The sequence below is a fragment of the Acidovorax sp. GW821-FHT11A03 genome (assembly GCF_058809075.1).
Window position 1 is genome coordinate 524,207 of record NZ_JBXASG010000003.1, and the last position, 14,995, is coordinate 539,201.

Genomic DNA, 14,995 nt, shown 5'->3' on the forward strand with positions numbered 1-14,995 from the left:
GTAGCAGGGGCAAGGCGGATGCGGTTATAACGAGGACACGCGCGCTCGCCATCCATTTCCTCGATCTGGCCACACCATGCCCCACAGCGTCACGCTCATACACACCATTGCTGCTGCGCTGGGGCTTGCTTTGGCGCTGGGTTTCGTGGCCGCGCGGTTGCGGCTGCCCGCGCTGGTCGGGTATCTGCTGGCGGGGGTGGTGATCGGACCTTTTACACCCGGTTTTGTGGCGGATGCAGCGATGGCCAGCCAGCTGGCAGAAATTGGTGTGATGCTGCTGATGTTTGGCGTCGGCCTGCATTTCTCCCTGGGGGATCTGCTGGCCGTGCGAAAAATCGCCGTGCCCGGGGCTGTGGTGCAGATGATGGTGGCCACCGCGCTCGGCATGGCGCTGGCCACCTGGTGGGGATGGGGGCTGGGCGGTGCCCTGGTGTTTGGCCTCGCGCTGTCGGTGGCCAGCACGGTGGTGCTTTTGCGTGCCCTTGAAAGCCTGGGTATTCTGGACAGCCACACAGGCCGCATTGCCGTGGGCTGGCTCGTGGTGGAAGACCTGGCCATGGTGCTGGTGCTGGTCTTGCTGCCGCCGCTTGCCGGCTGGCTGGGCGGCAGCGGACCCGATGGCGCTGCGGCGAAGGATGTGGATGGCGCGGCACTGTGGCAGGCCCTGGGATGGACGCTGCTGCAGGTGGGCGGCTTTGTCGCGTTGATGCTGCTGGTGGGGCGCCGCCTGTTTCCGTGGGTGCTCTGGCAGGTGGCACGCACGGGCTCGCGGGAGTTGTTCACGCTGTGCGTGGTGGCGGCCGCCGTGGGCATTGCCTTTGGCTCAGCGGCCCTGTTTGGGGTTTCGTTTGCGCTGGGGGCCTTTTTTGCCGGCATGGTGATGCGTGAATCAGAGTTCAGCCACCGGGCCGCGCAAGAATCCCTGCCGTTGCGCGACGCTTTTGCCGTGCTGTTCTTTGTCTCCGTCGGCATGCTCTTCAACCCGGCCGTGCTGTGGGACCGCCCGGTGCAGGTGCTGGCGGTGGTGGCGATCATCATGCTGGGCAAGACGCTGGCCGCTGCCGCGCTGGTCCTGGCATTTCGCTATCCGCTCAATACCGCCCTCACGGTGTCCGCGAGCCTGGCCCAGATCGGGGAGTTCTCCTTCATCCTGGTGGCGCTGGGTTCTTCGCTGGGGCTGCTGCCACCTGAAGGGGCCAGCCTCGTGCTGGCGGGGGCACTGATTTCGATGGCGCTCAACCCCATGCTGTTCCATGCCATTGCTCCCTTGCAGACCTGGCTGCGCGCTCGCTCGGAGCTGGCGCGGCGGCTGGAGCAGCGGGACGATCCGCTCGCGGAGCTCCCCATGAGCACCGACGCCCGGTATCTCGCTCGGCAGGTGGTGCTGGTGGGCTATGGCAGGGTGGGGCGCCGCGTGGCACAGGTGCTGGTTGCCAATGACATTCCATTCGTCGTGGCGGAGCAGAACCGTGAACTGGTGGAGTCATTGCGGGAAGCGGGCATTGCGGCGGTCTTTGGCGACGCCGTGGACCCCGCGGTGCTGATCCAGGCCCACATCGCACGGGCCGCGATGCTGGTGATCGCAACACCGGACACGCTCAATGTGCGCCAGATCATCACTACCGCGCGCACTCTCAATCCCCACATCGAAACCGTGGTGCGCAGCCATAGCGGGGACGAGGCCCGCAGGCTGGCGCAGGAATGCGACAGCACGGTGTTCCTGGCCGACGAGGCACTGGCGCAGGCCATGGCCCGCCATGTGCTGGAACGCACGGAGGCCCGCCTCGCACGCCACACCAGCCCGGCATCGCTGCACAGCCGGGTCTAGCTTGGTCTTTGAGGCCTGTAGCGCTTTGGTGGAAAGCGCTGAATGCTATGAATTGAATAGCAAATCAGTCGGTTTCTTCAAATACCAGTGCTGGAGGCGCCATGATGCGCGCCGTGTTCCCCAGCTCTTCGATCAGGTGGTTGGCGAAATAGCTGTTTTGCGTGTCCGGCTCCAGCGCGGCAAGGGCCAGGTTGGCGCGGGGCTGGTTCAGCGGCACGTAGAAGCTGCCTGCGGGCACGTCGATGGCGCTGCGCACGGGCGACACCTGTACACGCACGATTCCTGTGCCACCCGCGATGGTGCCGATCACATCCTGGCGGTCGCCTGCCTCGCGGGCGGTTTCACGGTAGATGTCGGCCAGCGCGGAGCCCGGCTCGGCCACGCGCATGACCTGCAGGCCCAGCAGCCTCAGGCGCTCGACGGCGGCGGTGGAGCTGGCCGAAAGCCAGTAGCCGCAGGGCCGGGCCCGGGTCTTGGTCGGGCGCAAGGTGAGGGAGGAGTTCCAGTCCACGCGGATGGGGCGGTCTGCCCCTGTCTCCGGGTCGAGGAAGTCCAGCTCCCGCTGGGTGGGCGTGGCGGCGGCCTCGATCACGGCCTGGTCGCGGCAGGCGAGGGCACTCACATCCCGCGCGACAAAGGAGCGGACCTGCTCCAGGTTGCCGGCGCGCTCGGCCGTGCTGCGCAGCGCGCTGGCGATGGCCGTGACCTGCGAATGCACGCGGCGCTGGATGTGCATGCGCCCGATGCCCACGCCCCGTGTTTCGATCAGCAGGCTCACCGTGTTCTTCAGGCCGTTCACGTTGCGGCCCGTGTCGGGCTGTGTGCCGCCCATGGAGATGCGCTTGTCCTCCGGATTGGTCGAGGTGGTGTAGTACCAGTCGCTCGTGAGGCCCTGCGCCTTGAGCGCTGCCACCATCGGCTGGTGGTACCACTCCTGGGAGGCCTTGGTCAGGAACTCGGGGTAGTTGGCGGTGGTGGTGTATTGCAGCAGTGCGTCGTAGCGCTGGATGGCATTGAATTTTTGCAGGTAGCGGCCCACCACGGTGTATTCGTGGGCGTCCACGACGAGGATGGGGCGGTAGTCATTGACCACCTTGGCCAGCGCGCGGGCCTCCGGGGTGTTGAGCAGCAGGTGGTCGCGGTTCATGTCCACGCCATTGGCCGTGACACGCGTACCCACGGCCGCGCCGTCGGGATTGGCCCGGGGCACCACCACCACATTGATGCGGTCGAGCAGGGGCTCGAGCAGCCCCTGCACCAGTTCGCGGCTGATCACCAGCAGGGCCTCGCTGCCCGCAGGTTCGTCGCCATGCTGTTGCCCGACCAGAACGACCGTCGGCCGGCCACTCGTGTCCAGGTTGGCGGGCTCGGTGCCAGCGGCACGGGTGACCAGCAGCCCCTGGATGGGCTCCCCGCGTTGGGACGTGCCCAGATGGAGCAACCTGGTGCGCGTGGGGCCGCGGGGGGCCGGTTCAGCCAGCGAGAGCAGCCATTGGCCGAGTTCGGCATTGGTGGTGAAAGCCCGGCGGTCCGGGCCCAGGCCAGGCGTGCTGTAGGCCACGGCGGGGTCGGGGAAGCGGGCTGCCACGGCTGCGCCATAGGGCGGTGCCATGGGGCCTTCGTTTTGGACCACCAGCGCGGCGGGTGGTGGCAGGGGGCTGGCGATGGCCCCCTGACGTTGCGCCTGCGATGCCTGGCCCAGCGGCGTGGGCACCACGGTGCCCTGCTGCACACGCGGCAGCGGGGCCGGTGCGGTGGTCCTGGCGGCAGGGGTGGACGGCCAGGGGGGCAGGGGCGTGCTGGAGCAGGCCGTCAGCAGCACGGCGACCAGCAGCGCCGACGCGCGCAAGGGCATCCGCCTTGTCGAAAAGGCGGGCGCAACCAGGGCGGCAGGGGCGTCCGTTGGGTGGCGGAGAAAAGGGGAATGCATGGTCATGGTGGTTTCTGCCATTGGGAGCCTCGCGGGCGGCTTGTTACGGTGATGTTACCTGCCCGCCCCCGCAGTACCGTGTCAGCGTACATCCCGTTGCAAACACAGGGTTGACACCCGGATTGCCGCTTTTCCACGCAGTTTCACCGGCGACTCTCGAAGGCGCCTTGCCGCAAGCTTGGGTGATCGCGGCCCCTGGGGGCTCAGCGCCACCCCCTGCGAGCGGGCACGTGCCATCCCGCAACCGCCGAATGCGCGCCGGGCCGCGGCGTGCCCTGCCCGCGCTTACATGCCCGGGCCGGAAGCGAGCGGGCTGGATGGAGGCTCCACCGCCGCATGCGCGGCCGCTGGCGCCCCGGGTGCAGCCGTGGTCGCCGGCATCATTTTCAGCCGCAGCAGCGCGCGCACGAACCCGTGGTCCGAACGGGTGCGGTCGCGCCCTTCATGCAGGTGGTCATTGAAGTAGTCCACCCGCCGCACGTCGCCGATGCTGTTTCGGCCGTTGTGCACGAACTCCTCGCTCACCAGGATCTGGTCGAGCACGCTGGGCGAGCCCTGGTGGATGTGCGAGTACGCCACATCCTTCTTCAGCGCCGCGTCGCCCTGCAGGTCGTAGGCATTGAACAGGGCCACATCGCGGGCGGAGCGGTCGTAGGCGATCTCGTTCGTGGCGCAGATGAGCTGCGTTGTCACGCTGTCGGGCGTGTCGTTGAAATCTCCCATCACCACCAGCGGCACGCTGGTGCGGTGCAGCAGATCGATCACCAGGCAGCGCAGCGCCATGGCCTCGGCGCCCCGCATGATCAAGGAACGCAGGGAGGCCAATGCCATCACCTTGCGGTCGTCCCGGTCTTCCGTCGGGTTGCCCTGCGCATCCTGCAGGAATTTGGGGCGTTTGGACTTGAGGTGCGCGGTCAGCACATTCAGGCGCTGACCATGCTTCATGCGCAGCGTCAGGACCAGTGGCGGCCGCTCAAAGCGCGCATGCACCGCCAGCCCTGGTACATCCACGTGAAAGCCCGGCGGGAATTCCGGGAACGACTGCAAGGCTTCCACCTTGAGCCTCGTGGCGATGCCCACGCGTGGCGTGCCCTGTGCGCCGCCATGCGTGGCGTCGTTCTCCGCCCCGGGCACGGCCACGAAGTCGTAGCGCAGGCCGCTGCGGCCGATGGCCCCCTTGAAGGCCGCGTCGTCCCATACCTCCTGCACCGCCAGCACATCGGCATTGAGCATGCGGAAGCGGTCGCCCAGCCAGGTGAGCTTGCGATCAAACTCGGCCTGGGTGTACGGATCCTGGTTCTCATAGAACAGGCGGCCCGGGTTGGCCAGGTTGAGCACGTTGCAGGTGGCCACCATCAGGGTGGCCAGGGGCTGGGGTGGGTCGTTGGGGCGCATGGGCAGAGCATCGCACAAGGATGCCGTGGCTGCGGTCCGCACCGGCTGGCAGGGTCAGAAGGCCCGCAGCGCGTCGCCCGCCAGCACATGCAGTCCGGCAGGGCCTGACCGCACGGCCCGCACGAGCGCCCGCGCCACATCGGTGCCCGGACGGGCGCGGTACTTGGCGGGAATGACCGGATCCAGCCACCTGAACAACTTGATGGAGATGGATTCGGCGGGGCGCGCTGCCTGTTGCAGGGCCTGGCGTTCCCCGATGAGCAGGGAAGGGCGCGCGATCACCAGCGTGGCAAAGCCCAGGCTCTGAAGGTCGCGCTCGACCTCGCCCTTGACGCGGTTGTAGAAGATGCCCGACTGCGCGTTGGCGCCCATGGCGGTGACCACGCCGCAGCGGGTGGCCCCGGCGGCACGCGCTGCGCGGGCGGTGGCCAGCACGGCGTCATGGTCCACGGCGCGAAAAGTACTCTGGCTGCCCGCGGCAGCCATGGTCGTGCCCAGCGTGATGTAGACCTCGTCAATGGGCGGCAGGGCGGGCAGGGCGGCAAAGTCCACCGCGTGCAAGTGCAGGCGGGGGTGGCTCGTGGCTGGCGCGCGCCGTCCCTTGGCGTGCAGCACATGCACGGCTGCCACGCGGGGGGCGCCTGGAGCGCCCCCTGCCTCATCCGTCTCAGCGGTTAAAAGATCCGCGAGAACCGCCTGGCCCACGAGACCCGTTGCCCCGGCCACCAGAACCACCCGTGCCTCCGCCATAGCCGCCACCTCCACCGTTGCCGCCACGATAACCGCCACCACCACGGCGACCGCCGCCGCCCATGCTGTCCACGCTGGTGCGCATCGGATCAGGCTGGCCGCCCGCGCCGCCGCCGGCATGGCCGGAACTGCGGTGGCCCGGGTTGGCGTGGCCCATGTGCGTGCCCAGGTGGGCATTGGCGCGTGGAGGTTGCGAGTCGTCATAGCGGTTGCCGCCTTCGTAGCCACCACCACCGCCGCCGCCGCCGGAGCGGCCGCGTGCAGGGGCCTGGCCACCAGTGCGTGCGCCGCCGCCCTGGCCGCCACCACCGCCGGCACGGGCGCCGCGCGGGCTGTTGCTGCCACCGCCGCTGCCTGCTGCTGCGCCACCACCGGCGCGGCCGCCACGGCCGCCGCCATTGCCACCGCCGGCTGGGCGGGGGCCACGGTCACCGCCGCCAGCACCCTGGCCTGCCTTGTTGGTGCGGATGCGTTCCATCATTTCGCTGCGCGCCGCCTTGGCGGCGGCCTGCATCACTTCGCGGCTCGGGGGCTTGCCGGCGCCGCCCCAGATGGTCTGGCGGCCCATGGCGATGGGCTCGGCCTTCTCGCCTGGCTCGGGCCCAAAGCCTTCGATGATCTGCACCGGGATCTGCTGCTTGGTGAAGCGCTCGATGTCCATCATGAAGCCCTCTTCGTCCATGCAGACCAGGCTCACGGCTTCGCCGGTGGCGCCAGCGCGGCCCGTGCGGCCGATGCGGTGCACGTAGTCTTCCGAGACGTTGGGGATTTCATAGTTGACGACGTGGGGCAGGTCGTCGATGTCGATGCCGCGCGCGGCAATGTCGGTGGCCACCAGGGCGCGGATATCACCGCTCTTGAAGCCGGCCAGGGCCTGCGTGCGGGCGCTCTGGCTCTTGTTGCCGTGCAGGGCCATGGCCTGCACGCCGTTCTTGGTCAGGAACTCGGCCACGTTGTTGGCGCCGAACTTGGTGCGCGTGAACACCAGCACCTGGCTCCAGTTGTGCTGCTGGATGATGTGCAGCAGCACCTGCTTCTTCTTGCCGCGGCCCACGGGGTGGATCACCTGCGAGATGCGCTGCACGGTCGTGTTGCGCGGGGTGACCTGGATGCTCTGCGGGTTCTTGAGCAGCGTGCCCGCCAGCTCGCGGATCTCGTCGCTGAACGTGGCGGAGAACAGCAGGCTCTGCTTGTCCTTGGGCACCAGGGCCAGCACCTTCTTCACGTCGTGGATGAAACCCATGTCCAGCATGCGGTCGGCTTCATCAAGCACCAGGACCTGCACGGTCGACAGGTCCAGGAAACCCTGCTGCTGCAGGTCCAGCAGGCGGCCCGGGGTGGCCACCAGGATGTCCACGCCGCGCTTGATGCGGTCGATCTGCGGGTTCATGCCCACGCCGCCGAAGACCACGGTGGAGTTGATGTCGAGGTACTTGCCGTATTCGCGCACGGACTCTTCCACCTGGGCGGCGAGTTCGCGGGTGGGGGTCAGCACCAGGGCGCGGATGCCCTTGCCGCCGAACTTGTTCTTGGGTGCGGCGCTTTGCGAGAGGCGGTGCAGCATGGGCAGGGTGAACGCGGCGGTCTTGCCGGTGCCAGTCTGCGCGCCGGCCAGAAGATCGTGGCCTTCCAGAACGGCGGGGATGGCCTGGGCCTGGATGGGCGTGGGGGTTTCATAGCCCGTTTCGTGCACGGCCTTCAGGATGGCAGGAGCCAGGTTCAGTTCGTCAAATGTCATGTCGTTGATTGCGCCCGTCCGGGGCGCTGGGTATCAACCTGTCGTGCAACCGGGGGGTTGCCGAGCCAGTCTCAGGCTGATGAGGTTCAGGATTGGGAGCCCGGAAGCGTTGCTTCTTTCGTCCCCAGCAGTGTGCTGATGTGACGGGCAACTGGAGCCCGCTACGGTGGGTATTGTCGCATGGCCCGATAATCTCGGTTTGCACGCAGAATTTCTGCTCACTTTTGCAGGTTTGACATTCAATGGCCCAATACGTTTTCTCCATGAACCGCGTCGGCAAGATCGTGCCGCCCAAGCGGCAGATCTTGAAAGACATCTCCCTGAGCTTCTTCCCGGGCGCCAAGATCGGCGTGCTGGGAACCAACGGTTCGGGCAAGTCCACCCTCCTGAAAATCATGGCGGGCCTGGACAAGGAAATCGAGGGCGAAGCCATTCCCATGGCGGGCCTGAACATCGGCTACCTGCCCCAGGAGCCCCAGCTGGATCCCACGCAAACCGTGCGGGAGAGCGTGGAAGCGGGCATGGGCAAGCTATTTGCCGCCAAGGCCCGCCTGGAGGAGGTCTACACCGCCTACGGCGCCGAAGACGCCGACTTTGATGCGCTGGCCGCCGAACAGGCCGAGCTGGAGGCCATCATCGCCACCGCCGGCACCGACTCCGAGCACCAGCTTGAAATTGCCGCCGACGCGCTGCGCCTGCCCCCGTGGGATGCCAACATCGGCGTGCTTTCTGGTGGTGAGAAGCGCCGCGTGGCCCTGTGCCGCCTGCTGCTCTCCAAGCCCGACATGCTGCTGCTCGACGAACCCACCAACCACTTGGACGCGGAATCCGTGGACTGGCTGGAGCAGTTCCTGCAGCGCTACTCCGGCACCGTGGTGGCCATCACCCATGATCGCTACTTCCTGGACAACGCGGCCGAGTGGATCCTGGAACTGGACCGTGGCTCCGGCATTCCCTACAAGGGCAATTACTCCGACTGGCTCACGCAAAAGGGCGCACGCCTGGAAGCCGAGCAAAAGGGCGAAGAAGCCCGTGCCAAGGCCCTGAAGAAGGAACTGGAATGGTCGCGCCAGAACCCCAAGGCCCGCCAGGCCAAGAGCAAGGCCCGCCTGGCCCGCTTCGAGGAATTGAGCGACTACGAATACCAAAAGCGCAACGAAACGAACGAAATCTTCATTCCCGTGGCCGACCGCCTGGGCAGCCAGGTGATCGAGTTCAAGAACGTCACCAAGTCCTTTGGCGACCGGGTGCTGATCGACAACCTGAGCTTCAACATTCCCGCGGGCGCCATCGTCGGCATCATCGGCCCCAATGGCGCAGGTAAATCCACGCTGTTCAAGCTGATTGCTGGCAAGGAAAAGCCGGATTCGGGCGAAGTCGTCATTGGCTCCACCGTCAAGATGGCCTTCGTGGACCAGCACCGCGATGACCTGTCCAACGACAAGACGGTGTGGGAAGACGTGTCCGGCGGACTTGACATTCTCAATGTCGGCAAGTTCCAGATGGCGAGCCGCGCCTACTGTGGCCGGTTCAACTTCAATGGCGGCGACCAGCAAAAGAAGGTCGGCATGCTTTCCGGCGGCGAACGCGGCCGCCTGCACCTGGCCAAGACGCTGATTGCTGGCGGCAACGTGCTGATGCTCGATGAGCCGTCCAACGATCTGGACGTGGAAACTTTGCGGGCTCTGGAAGATGCGCTGCTGGAATTCGCCGGCACGATGTTGGTAATCAGCCACGATCGCTGGTTCCTGGACCGGATCGCCACGCACATCCTGGCCGCCGAAGGTGACAGCCAGTGGACGTTCTTTGACGGCAATTACCAGGAATACGAGGCGGACAAGAAGAAACGCCTGGGTGAAGAGGGTGCAAAGCCCAAGCGGATGCGTTTCAAAGCCCTCAAATAAGGCGTCAGGTCAAGTAGCATTGCATCTGGAAACTTGTCGTCCGATTCCTTCCCCCACCATGTCCCAGACTGCGTCTCGCTCGAGAACCGTTTTCCGTGCCTGTGTCGTCAACGCCGTGCGCGGGGGCGAGGCGCTGATGCAGCAACTGGTCAAGGTCACGCAGGCGGCCTTGACGGAGGAAGAGTCGGCCAACCGCAACATCCAGCAGCGCAACCTAGTCAGCGACAGCCTGCGGCTGCTGAACCAGCATGAGGCTGCGCTGGTCAAGGGCTACCCCATGGCCTTGCTGGAGATCTTCGCCGAAGGGCCGGGCATCGCCAAAGGCCGCAGTTCGGCGGAAGACACGGGCATGGACTTCGGCGAACTCTCGCTCATGGATGAGAGCGAGATGCAGGCGCAGGTGGAACTCTCCAAGGCGCAGCAGTCGGCACTGCACGCCACCGACGCGGTGCTGGCCGAACTCAATACCCTGGTCAGTTCGGCGCAAGGCCTGCGCAGCGTGCAGCCCGAGCGCAACCCCTTGCGCCCTGAAAGCTACATCCGCGCCCTCCAGCAGGTCGTGGGCGACACCGGTGTCTCGCCCGAGGTGCGCCAGCTGTGGATGCAGCACATGCGCGATCTGCTGGGCAAGCTCCTGGTCGATGAATACAAGAAAACCGCTGCGAGCCTGAGAGAGCACGGCGTGCAGCCGGTCGGCTATGCGGTGCTGGGCACGCCTTCCGGAAACTCGGGGCGCGGCGGAGGATACGGCGGCCCTGGCATGAACACCGGCATGGGGACGGGCTATGGCGGGGGGTATTCCGGCTACGGAAACTCCATGGCAGCACCGATGGGAGACTATGGCACCACCGGCTATGGCCGGGGAATCGGCCCGTCGACCGGCTGGAGCGGCGATTCCATGCAGTCGCCCATGGCGCCCGCCGCGGAAGAGGCCCTGTTGACCGTGGGCATCCTGCGCCAGATGCTGGCGGGTGGCGACCCCTTCGATCCGCGTGCGTACGGGGCGGCGATGCCCTCGCAGCCGGTGGCGCTGCAGCCTGCGTGGGTGGCGTCGCCTCAAGTGGGGGGCGCCGTGGCCGGAGCACAGGCGATGCCCCATGGCGGTGGCTATTTCCCTGCGGGCGCCGCGGCGGAGGCCATCGAGGACATGGCCCAGCTTGAACGCCTGGTGGGCCGCCTTGCAAGTGGCAGCCAGTCGGCTTCGCTGTCGGCCCCGCTGTCGGGATGGCGGGGCCCCGGGGTGGCGCCGGTGGTCTATGCGGCCATGCCGATGGAGGCCGCCACGCAGTCCACGGCCATGGCCATCGAAGTGGTCGGCCGCATGATGGAGAACATTGCGCAAGACTCCCGCCTGCTGCCGCAGGTCCAGCAGGCCGTGAAGAGTCTGGAGCCTGCGCTCAAGCAACTGGTGCGGCACGATGGGCGGTTCTTCTCCGACGGAACCCATCCCGCCCGGCGCCTGCTCGACGAGCTGACGCAGCGCAGCCTCGCTTTCACCGCGGAATCCACGCCCGGGTTCAGCCGCTTCATGCGCCTGCTCAATGGGGCGGTGGAGCACCTCACCACCAACGAAATCAAGGATGCGGGGCCCTTCGACACGGTGCTCAAGGCCCTGCAATCCGCCTGGGAGGCGCAGGAGCAGAAGATCAAGGCCCACCAGGAGGCGCAGCAGAAAGCCCTGTTGCATGCCGAACAGCGCGAAATGCTGGCCGAGAAGATTGCGGCGGACATCCGCAAGCTGCCGGATCTGGAGAATGTCCCTGCCGACGTGCTCGATTTTGCGGCAGGTCCCTGGGCCGATGTGATCGCGCTGGCGCAGGTATTGAAGGCGGACGACAGCCGGGATGAAGATCCTGGTGGCTATCTGGCGCTGGTTCCAGTGCTGCTGTGGAGTTCGCAGCCAGACCTGACGCGCAAGGAGCCTGACCGCCTGAATGAGGCGATTCCCGGCTTGCTGGCCAAGCTGCGCAAAGGGCTCAAGACCGTCAACTACCCTGCCGTCCAGACCAGCGCCTTCTTGCAGCGGCTGGTGGGCCTGCACCAGTCTGCCTTTGAAAAGCCTGCGCCCGCCCCCGTGGCGGCAGCGCCTCAGCCAGAGGCAGCGCCAGAGCCCGAGGCCGATGCTCCGCCGCCGGCGCCGCAGCCTGCCGAAGCCGCATCCTCCGCCCCGGCACCGGAGGACAGCGCACAGGCGCCTGTCGAGGCAGCCCCCGATCCCTATGCCGATTTCGTGATCGGTGCCTGGGTCGAACTCATCACCAATGGCCGGCTGGTGCGCACCCAGCTCACCTGGGCCAGTCCGCATGGCACGCTGTTCCTGTTCACGGCGCCCGATGCGAGCACGCAGTCCATGACGCGGCGCATGCGCGACAAGCTGGCCGCGGAGGGTTCGTTGCGCGTCGTGCCAACCCTGCCGGCCACCACCCGTGCCCTGGATGCCGTCGCCGCAGGAGCGGCCCGCAAGGGTTCGGGCGGATCCGGGTCGACGTCGGGCTCCAGGTCTTCCTCTTCCAAGACGCGCTAGAAACCAACCGGCCCCGGTTCCGGCGGCATTCCAGGCACTGGCCCAGCGGCTGCGCCGGGGCTCCTTTCCCCGCCACACGGGTCAAGTCCCGGGGGTCATGCGCGCAGCAGCTTCTTGCGCACCAGGTGAATATGGTTGCGCAGCGCGTACAGCTCGTCGGCGTAGGACAGCGGCACGCTCACCTTTTCGGCCTGTGCCTCCAGCGTGTTCAGGGCCTTGAGGAGTTCGGCCGAATCCGCCTTGCCCGCTTCCATGTCGTTCTCGATCTCGCGAAGCCGGCCATACCAGCGGAACACGCGTGAACGCACCCGGAACTGGTACAGCGGCGGCACGATGCGCGACAGTGGCAGCATGATCGCCAGCAGGATGCCCAGCACGAGCCACATGCGCTCAATCAGATTGGCCATCCAGAACGGCAGGTAGCGCTGCAGCATGGGGACGGGCTCGTTCATGGCACGGTCGCCTTCCTTGGCGATGGGCAGTTCGCTGCTGCGCGAGTTGGGGAACTCCCGTGCGCGGTTGAACCAGCCCGAGCCGCCGTGCAGCTTCTGCGCGTTCTGTGCGAACAGGGTCAGCAAAGCGGGGTGCGTGCCCTCGCGCGCCAGCAGCGAGGTGGTGGAGGCGACCAGGCGCACGTCCCGTGTGGGCACATTGGCGGCCAGGTCCACCACGCCACGTGGCAGGGTCACCGGCGTCAGGAACGGAAAGCGCCTCGCATAGGCCTCATGCTGGGCGAAGTCGAGCAGTTGCACGCCGGGCGTCTGCAGCAGCATCTGCACCATCAGCGATTCAGGGGCGGAGGCAAAAACCAGCGCATCGAGCTTGCCCGCCAGAAAATCCATGGTGGCAGGTGTCTGCTCCAGCCGCGACATCTTCACCGCGCCGGGCTCCACCTTGTTCGCGTCGAGCAGGCGTTCCATCAGCTTGGGCACGCCACTGCCTTCGGACCCCACATTCACACGCCAGCCGCGCAGCTGGCGCAGGCTGTCGAGCCTGGGTACGTTGTAGGCACGCTCGGCGGATTCCGTCCGGTAGAACAGCCACACGGGCTCTACAAACAGGCTGCCCAGCGATACCAGCGCGTCCGCATCATCAGGCTGCAGTTCGGCCGTGCCGCCCTGCACGAATGCCACGTCGGCCTTCCCCTCGCGCAGCAGCTGGAGGTTGTGCGAGGACCCGTCGCTGGGCAGCAGCACGACCTCGATGCCGTCCACCGCCAGCGCTTTCTGGTAACGCTTGCCAAACTCTTCATACGCACTCTGACCGGGGCCGGTGGCCAGCGTCACCGTCTTGGGCGGGTTGGGGTTGAGCCACCAGTACGCCACCATCAGCAGCCCCACCGCCAGAAAGGCAAGCGGGCCGGCCGACACGATCAGGTCGCGCAGGGAAAGCAGGGTGTTGCGAAAGGCCTGGGACATGTGATCGGTGTGGAGTGCAAAGGGTGGACGGCGGGGGCTGCGAGAAGGGCGCGGGTACGGGTATCACGCCGGAGGCGGTTGAATCAGGGCGGATGGCCGGCCGCGGTGCTGGCGATGCTCCCTGCGGGGCCGGGGCACGCTGATTATCCGTGCATGCGCGGCCGCGCCAGGGGAGCAAACGTATCCGTTGGTGCGGTATGCGCCGGGCCCCGCCCCTGCGGCCCCGTGCGCGGGACGGGGGCGGCATGGCAAACTGTCTGTTGCTTCATCTTCCGTGCCCACCCTGGCGCCGTCGCTCCCATGACGATCCTGACCCGCGAGAACCTCGGCAACGGCAGCTTTCGCAGCCACCTGGCCATTCCGGAACATGCTTCATGGACGGATGCACGGCTCGATCAGTCCTTTGCAGAGACCTGGGCCCAGCGCCCCGGCGGTCCTGTCTGGGTCTTTGGGTATGGCTCGCTCATCTGGAACCCGCTCATGGTCTTCGAAGAACAGCGCACGGCCACGCTGCGGGGCTGGCACCGCAGCTTCTGCCTGCGCTCCATCTCGGGGCGGGGCAGTCCCGGGCAGCCTGGCCGCGTGCTCTCCCTGCTGTCCGGCGGCGAGGTCCAGGGGGTGGCGCTGAGGCTTGCCACACCCACGGCCCGCGACGAAGTCCGCCTGCTGTGGACGCGCGAGATGACGGGCGGCAGCTATGTGCCGCGGTGGTTGCCGGTGCAGCTGGCCGGGGGCGGTACGGTCCATGCCATTACTTTCGTGGCCAACACCGAGCACCCACAGCACGAGCAGGACGCGTCAGCCTCCACCGTGGCACGGCTGGTCGCCCGCGCCCGTGGCGTGTTTGGCCCCAATATTGACTACGTGCTGGCGCTTGATCGTGCGCTGCGGGAGCACGGGCTGCATGATCCCTACATCGAGGCGATCATGGCCAGGATGCGGGAAGCGTCCGAGGCGCCGTAGCCTACGCCGCATCCCGGGGCTCGCACGGCATCTACGGCTTGCTGCTGCGCCGCTGGCGCTCGTAGGCCACGCATTCCTGCAGCGACAGCTCGTCATTCTGGTCCGTGTCCGCGGCTTCGAAGTAGGCCATGCGGGTTTCCACAACCTCCTTGAACGAAAGCCTGCCGTCACCGTCCTTGTCGGTGGCCGCCAGCCGCTTCAACCGGCCCTTGCCCATGCGGGGCACGTTCGCCAGGCCGGAGAGCGGGACATAGCCGTCCGCGTCAGGGCCCAGGCTGTGCCAGCTGCGCACGATGTCCTGGTGAAACTCATCCAGCGAGACGCTGCCATCGTGGTTGAGATCGGCGGAGGAGCAGATGGCCTGGAGCCGGTTGGCGAGGGGCTTGGGTGCGGGTTTCTGGCCGGCAGCGGCAGGCCTGGGCGGCGTGGCGGGCGAGGACACGGGGGTGTCGGCTGCGTGGCCCGCTGCCACCAGCGTCAGCGTGCAGGCGGCAGCGCCAAGAAGGCGAAGGGCGGGATTCGTCATCGTCGTCATCTCGGGCTCC

Annotated in this window: 10 protein-coding genes; 4 read left to right on the forward strand and 6 right to left on the reverse strand. The window is 67.0% G+C overall.

Features of this window, described 5'->3' with window-relative positions; all coding sequences use genetic code 11:
• The first annotated feature begins 76 nt into the window (after positions 1-76).
• Positions 77-1,828, forward strand: coding sequence for a cation:proton antiporter domain-containing protein (locus AC1RVY_RS09710; protein WP_218294245.1), 1,752 nt, complete (start codon positions 77-79; stop codon positions 1,826-1,828).
• A 64-nt stretch (positions 1,829-1,892) separates the two neighbouring features.
• Here AC1RVY_RS09710 and AC1RVY_RS09715 read toward each other — a convergent pair whose 3' ends face one another.
• The 4 genes from AC1RVY_RS09715 to AC1RVY_RS09730 all read right to left on the reverse strand — a co-directional run bounded on the left by AC1RVY_RS09715 (position 1,893) and on the right by AC1RVY_RS09730 (position 7,641).
• The gene (locus AC1RVY_RS09715) at positions 1,893-3,764 is read right to left on the reverse strand and encodes a M14 family zinc carboxypeptidase (RefSeq protein ID WP_370627725.1); all 1,872 of its coding nucleotides are present in this window, start codon (positions 3,762-3,764) and stop codon (positions 1,893-1,895) included.
• Positions 3,765-4,043: 279 nt separating this feature from the next.
• Positions 4,044-5,153, reverse strand: coding sequence for an endonuclease/exonuclease/phosphatase family protein (locus tag AC1RVY_RS09720; RefSeq protein WP_492806400.1), 1,110 nt, complete (start codon positions 5,151-5,153; stop codon positions 4,044-4,046).
• A 54-nt stretch (positions 5,154-5,207) separates the two neighbouring features.
• Entirely contained in the window at positions 5,208-5,783 is a 576-nt protein-coding gene (locus tag AC1RVY_RS09725; RefSeq protein WP_492255113.1) for a Rossmann-fold NAD(P)-binding domain-containing protein, read from the reverse strand.
• Between the two features lie 37 nt (positions 5,784-5,820).
• Complete coding sequence (locus tag AC1RVY_RS09730) at positions 5,821-7,641, reverse strand: DEAD/DEAH box helicase (protein WP_492806401.1); 1,821 nt, start codon at positions 7,639-7,641, stop codon at positions 5,821-5,823.
• A 242-nt stretch (positions 7,642-7,883) separates the two neighbouring features.
• On the opposite strand from AC1RVY_RS09730, the gene ettA reads away from it, so the two are divergent.
• Positions 7,884-9,545 carry an energy-dependent translational throttle protein EttA gene (gene ettA / locus AC1RVY_RS09735; protein WP_010460919.1) on the forward strand — a complete coding sequence of 554 codons (1,662 nt, stop codon included), beginning with the start codon at positions 7,884-7,886 and terminating at the stop codon, positions 9,543-9,545.
• Between the two features lie 58 nt (positions 9,546-9,603).
• Entirely contained in the window at positions 9,604-12,069 is a 2,466-nt protein-coding gene (locus tag AC1RVY_RS09740) for a DUF1631 family protein (RefSeq protein ID WP_492806403.1), read from the forward strand.
• Positions 12,070-12,164: 95 nt separating this feature from the next.
• Here the strand turns inward: AC1RVY_RS09740 and AC1RVY_RS09745 are convergent, their stop codons facing one another.
• Positions 12,165-13,487 carry a TAXI family TRAP transporter solute-binding subunit gene (locus tag AC1RVY_RS09745; RefSeq protein ID WP_218294250.1) on the reverse strand — a complete coding sequence of 441 codons (1,323 nt, stop codon included), beginning with the start codon at positions 13,485-13,487 and terminating at the stop codon, positions 12,165-12,167.
• Between the two features lie 300 nt (positions 13,488-13,787).
• Here AC1RVY_RS09745 and AC1RVY_RS09750 point away from each other — a divergent pair, with 300 nt between their 5' ends.
• On the forward strand, positions 13,788-14,450 hold the full coding sequence (locus tag AC1RVY_RS09750; protein WP_492806405.1) for a gamma-glutamylcyclotransferase: 663 nt from the start codon (positions 13,788-13,790) through the stop codon (positions 14,448-14,450).
• Between the two features lie 31 nt (positions 14,451-14,481).
• Here AC1RVY_RS09750 and AC1RVY_RS09755 read toward each other — a convergent pair whose 3' ends face one another.
• Positions 14,482-14,985 (reverse strand): EF-hand domain-containing protein, encoded by a 504-nt coding sequence (locus tag AC1RVY_RS09755; RefSeq protein WP_492806407.1) that lies wholly within the window; start codon positions 14,983-14,985, stop codon positions 14,482-14,484.
• Between the last annotated feature and the right edge of the window lie 10 nt (positions 14,986-14,995).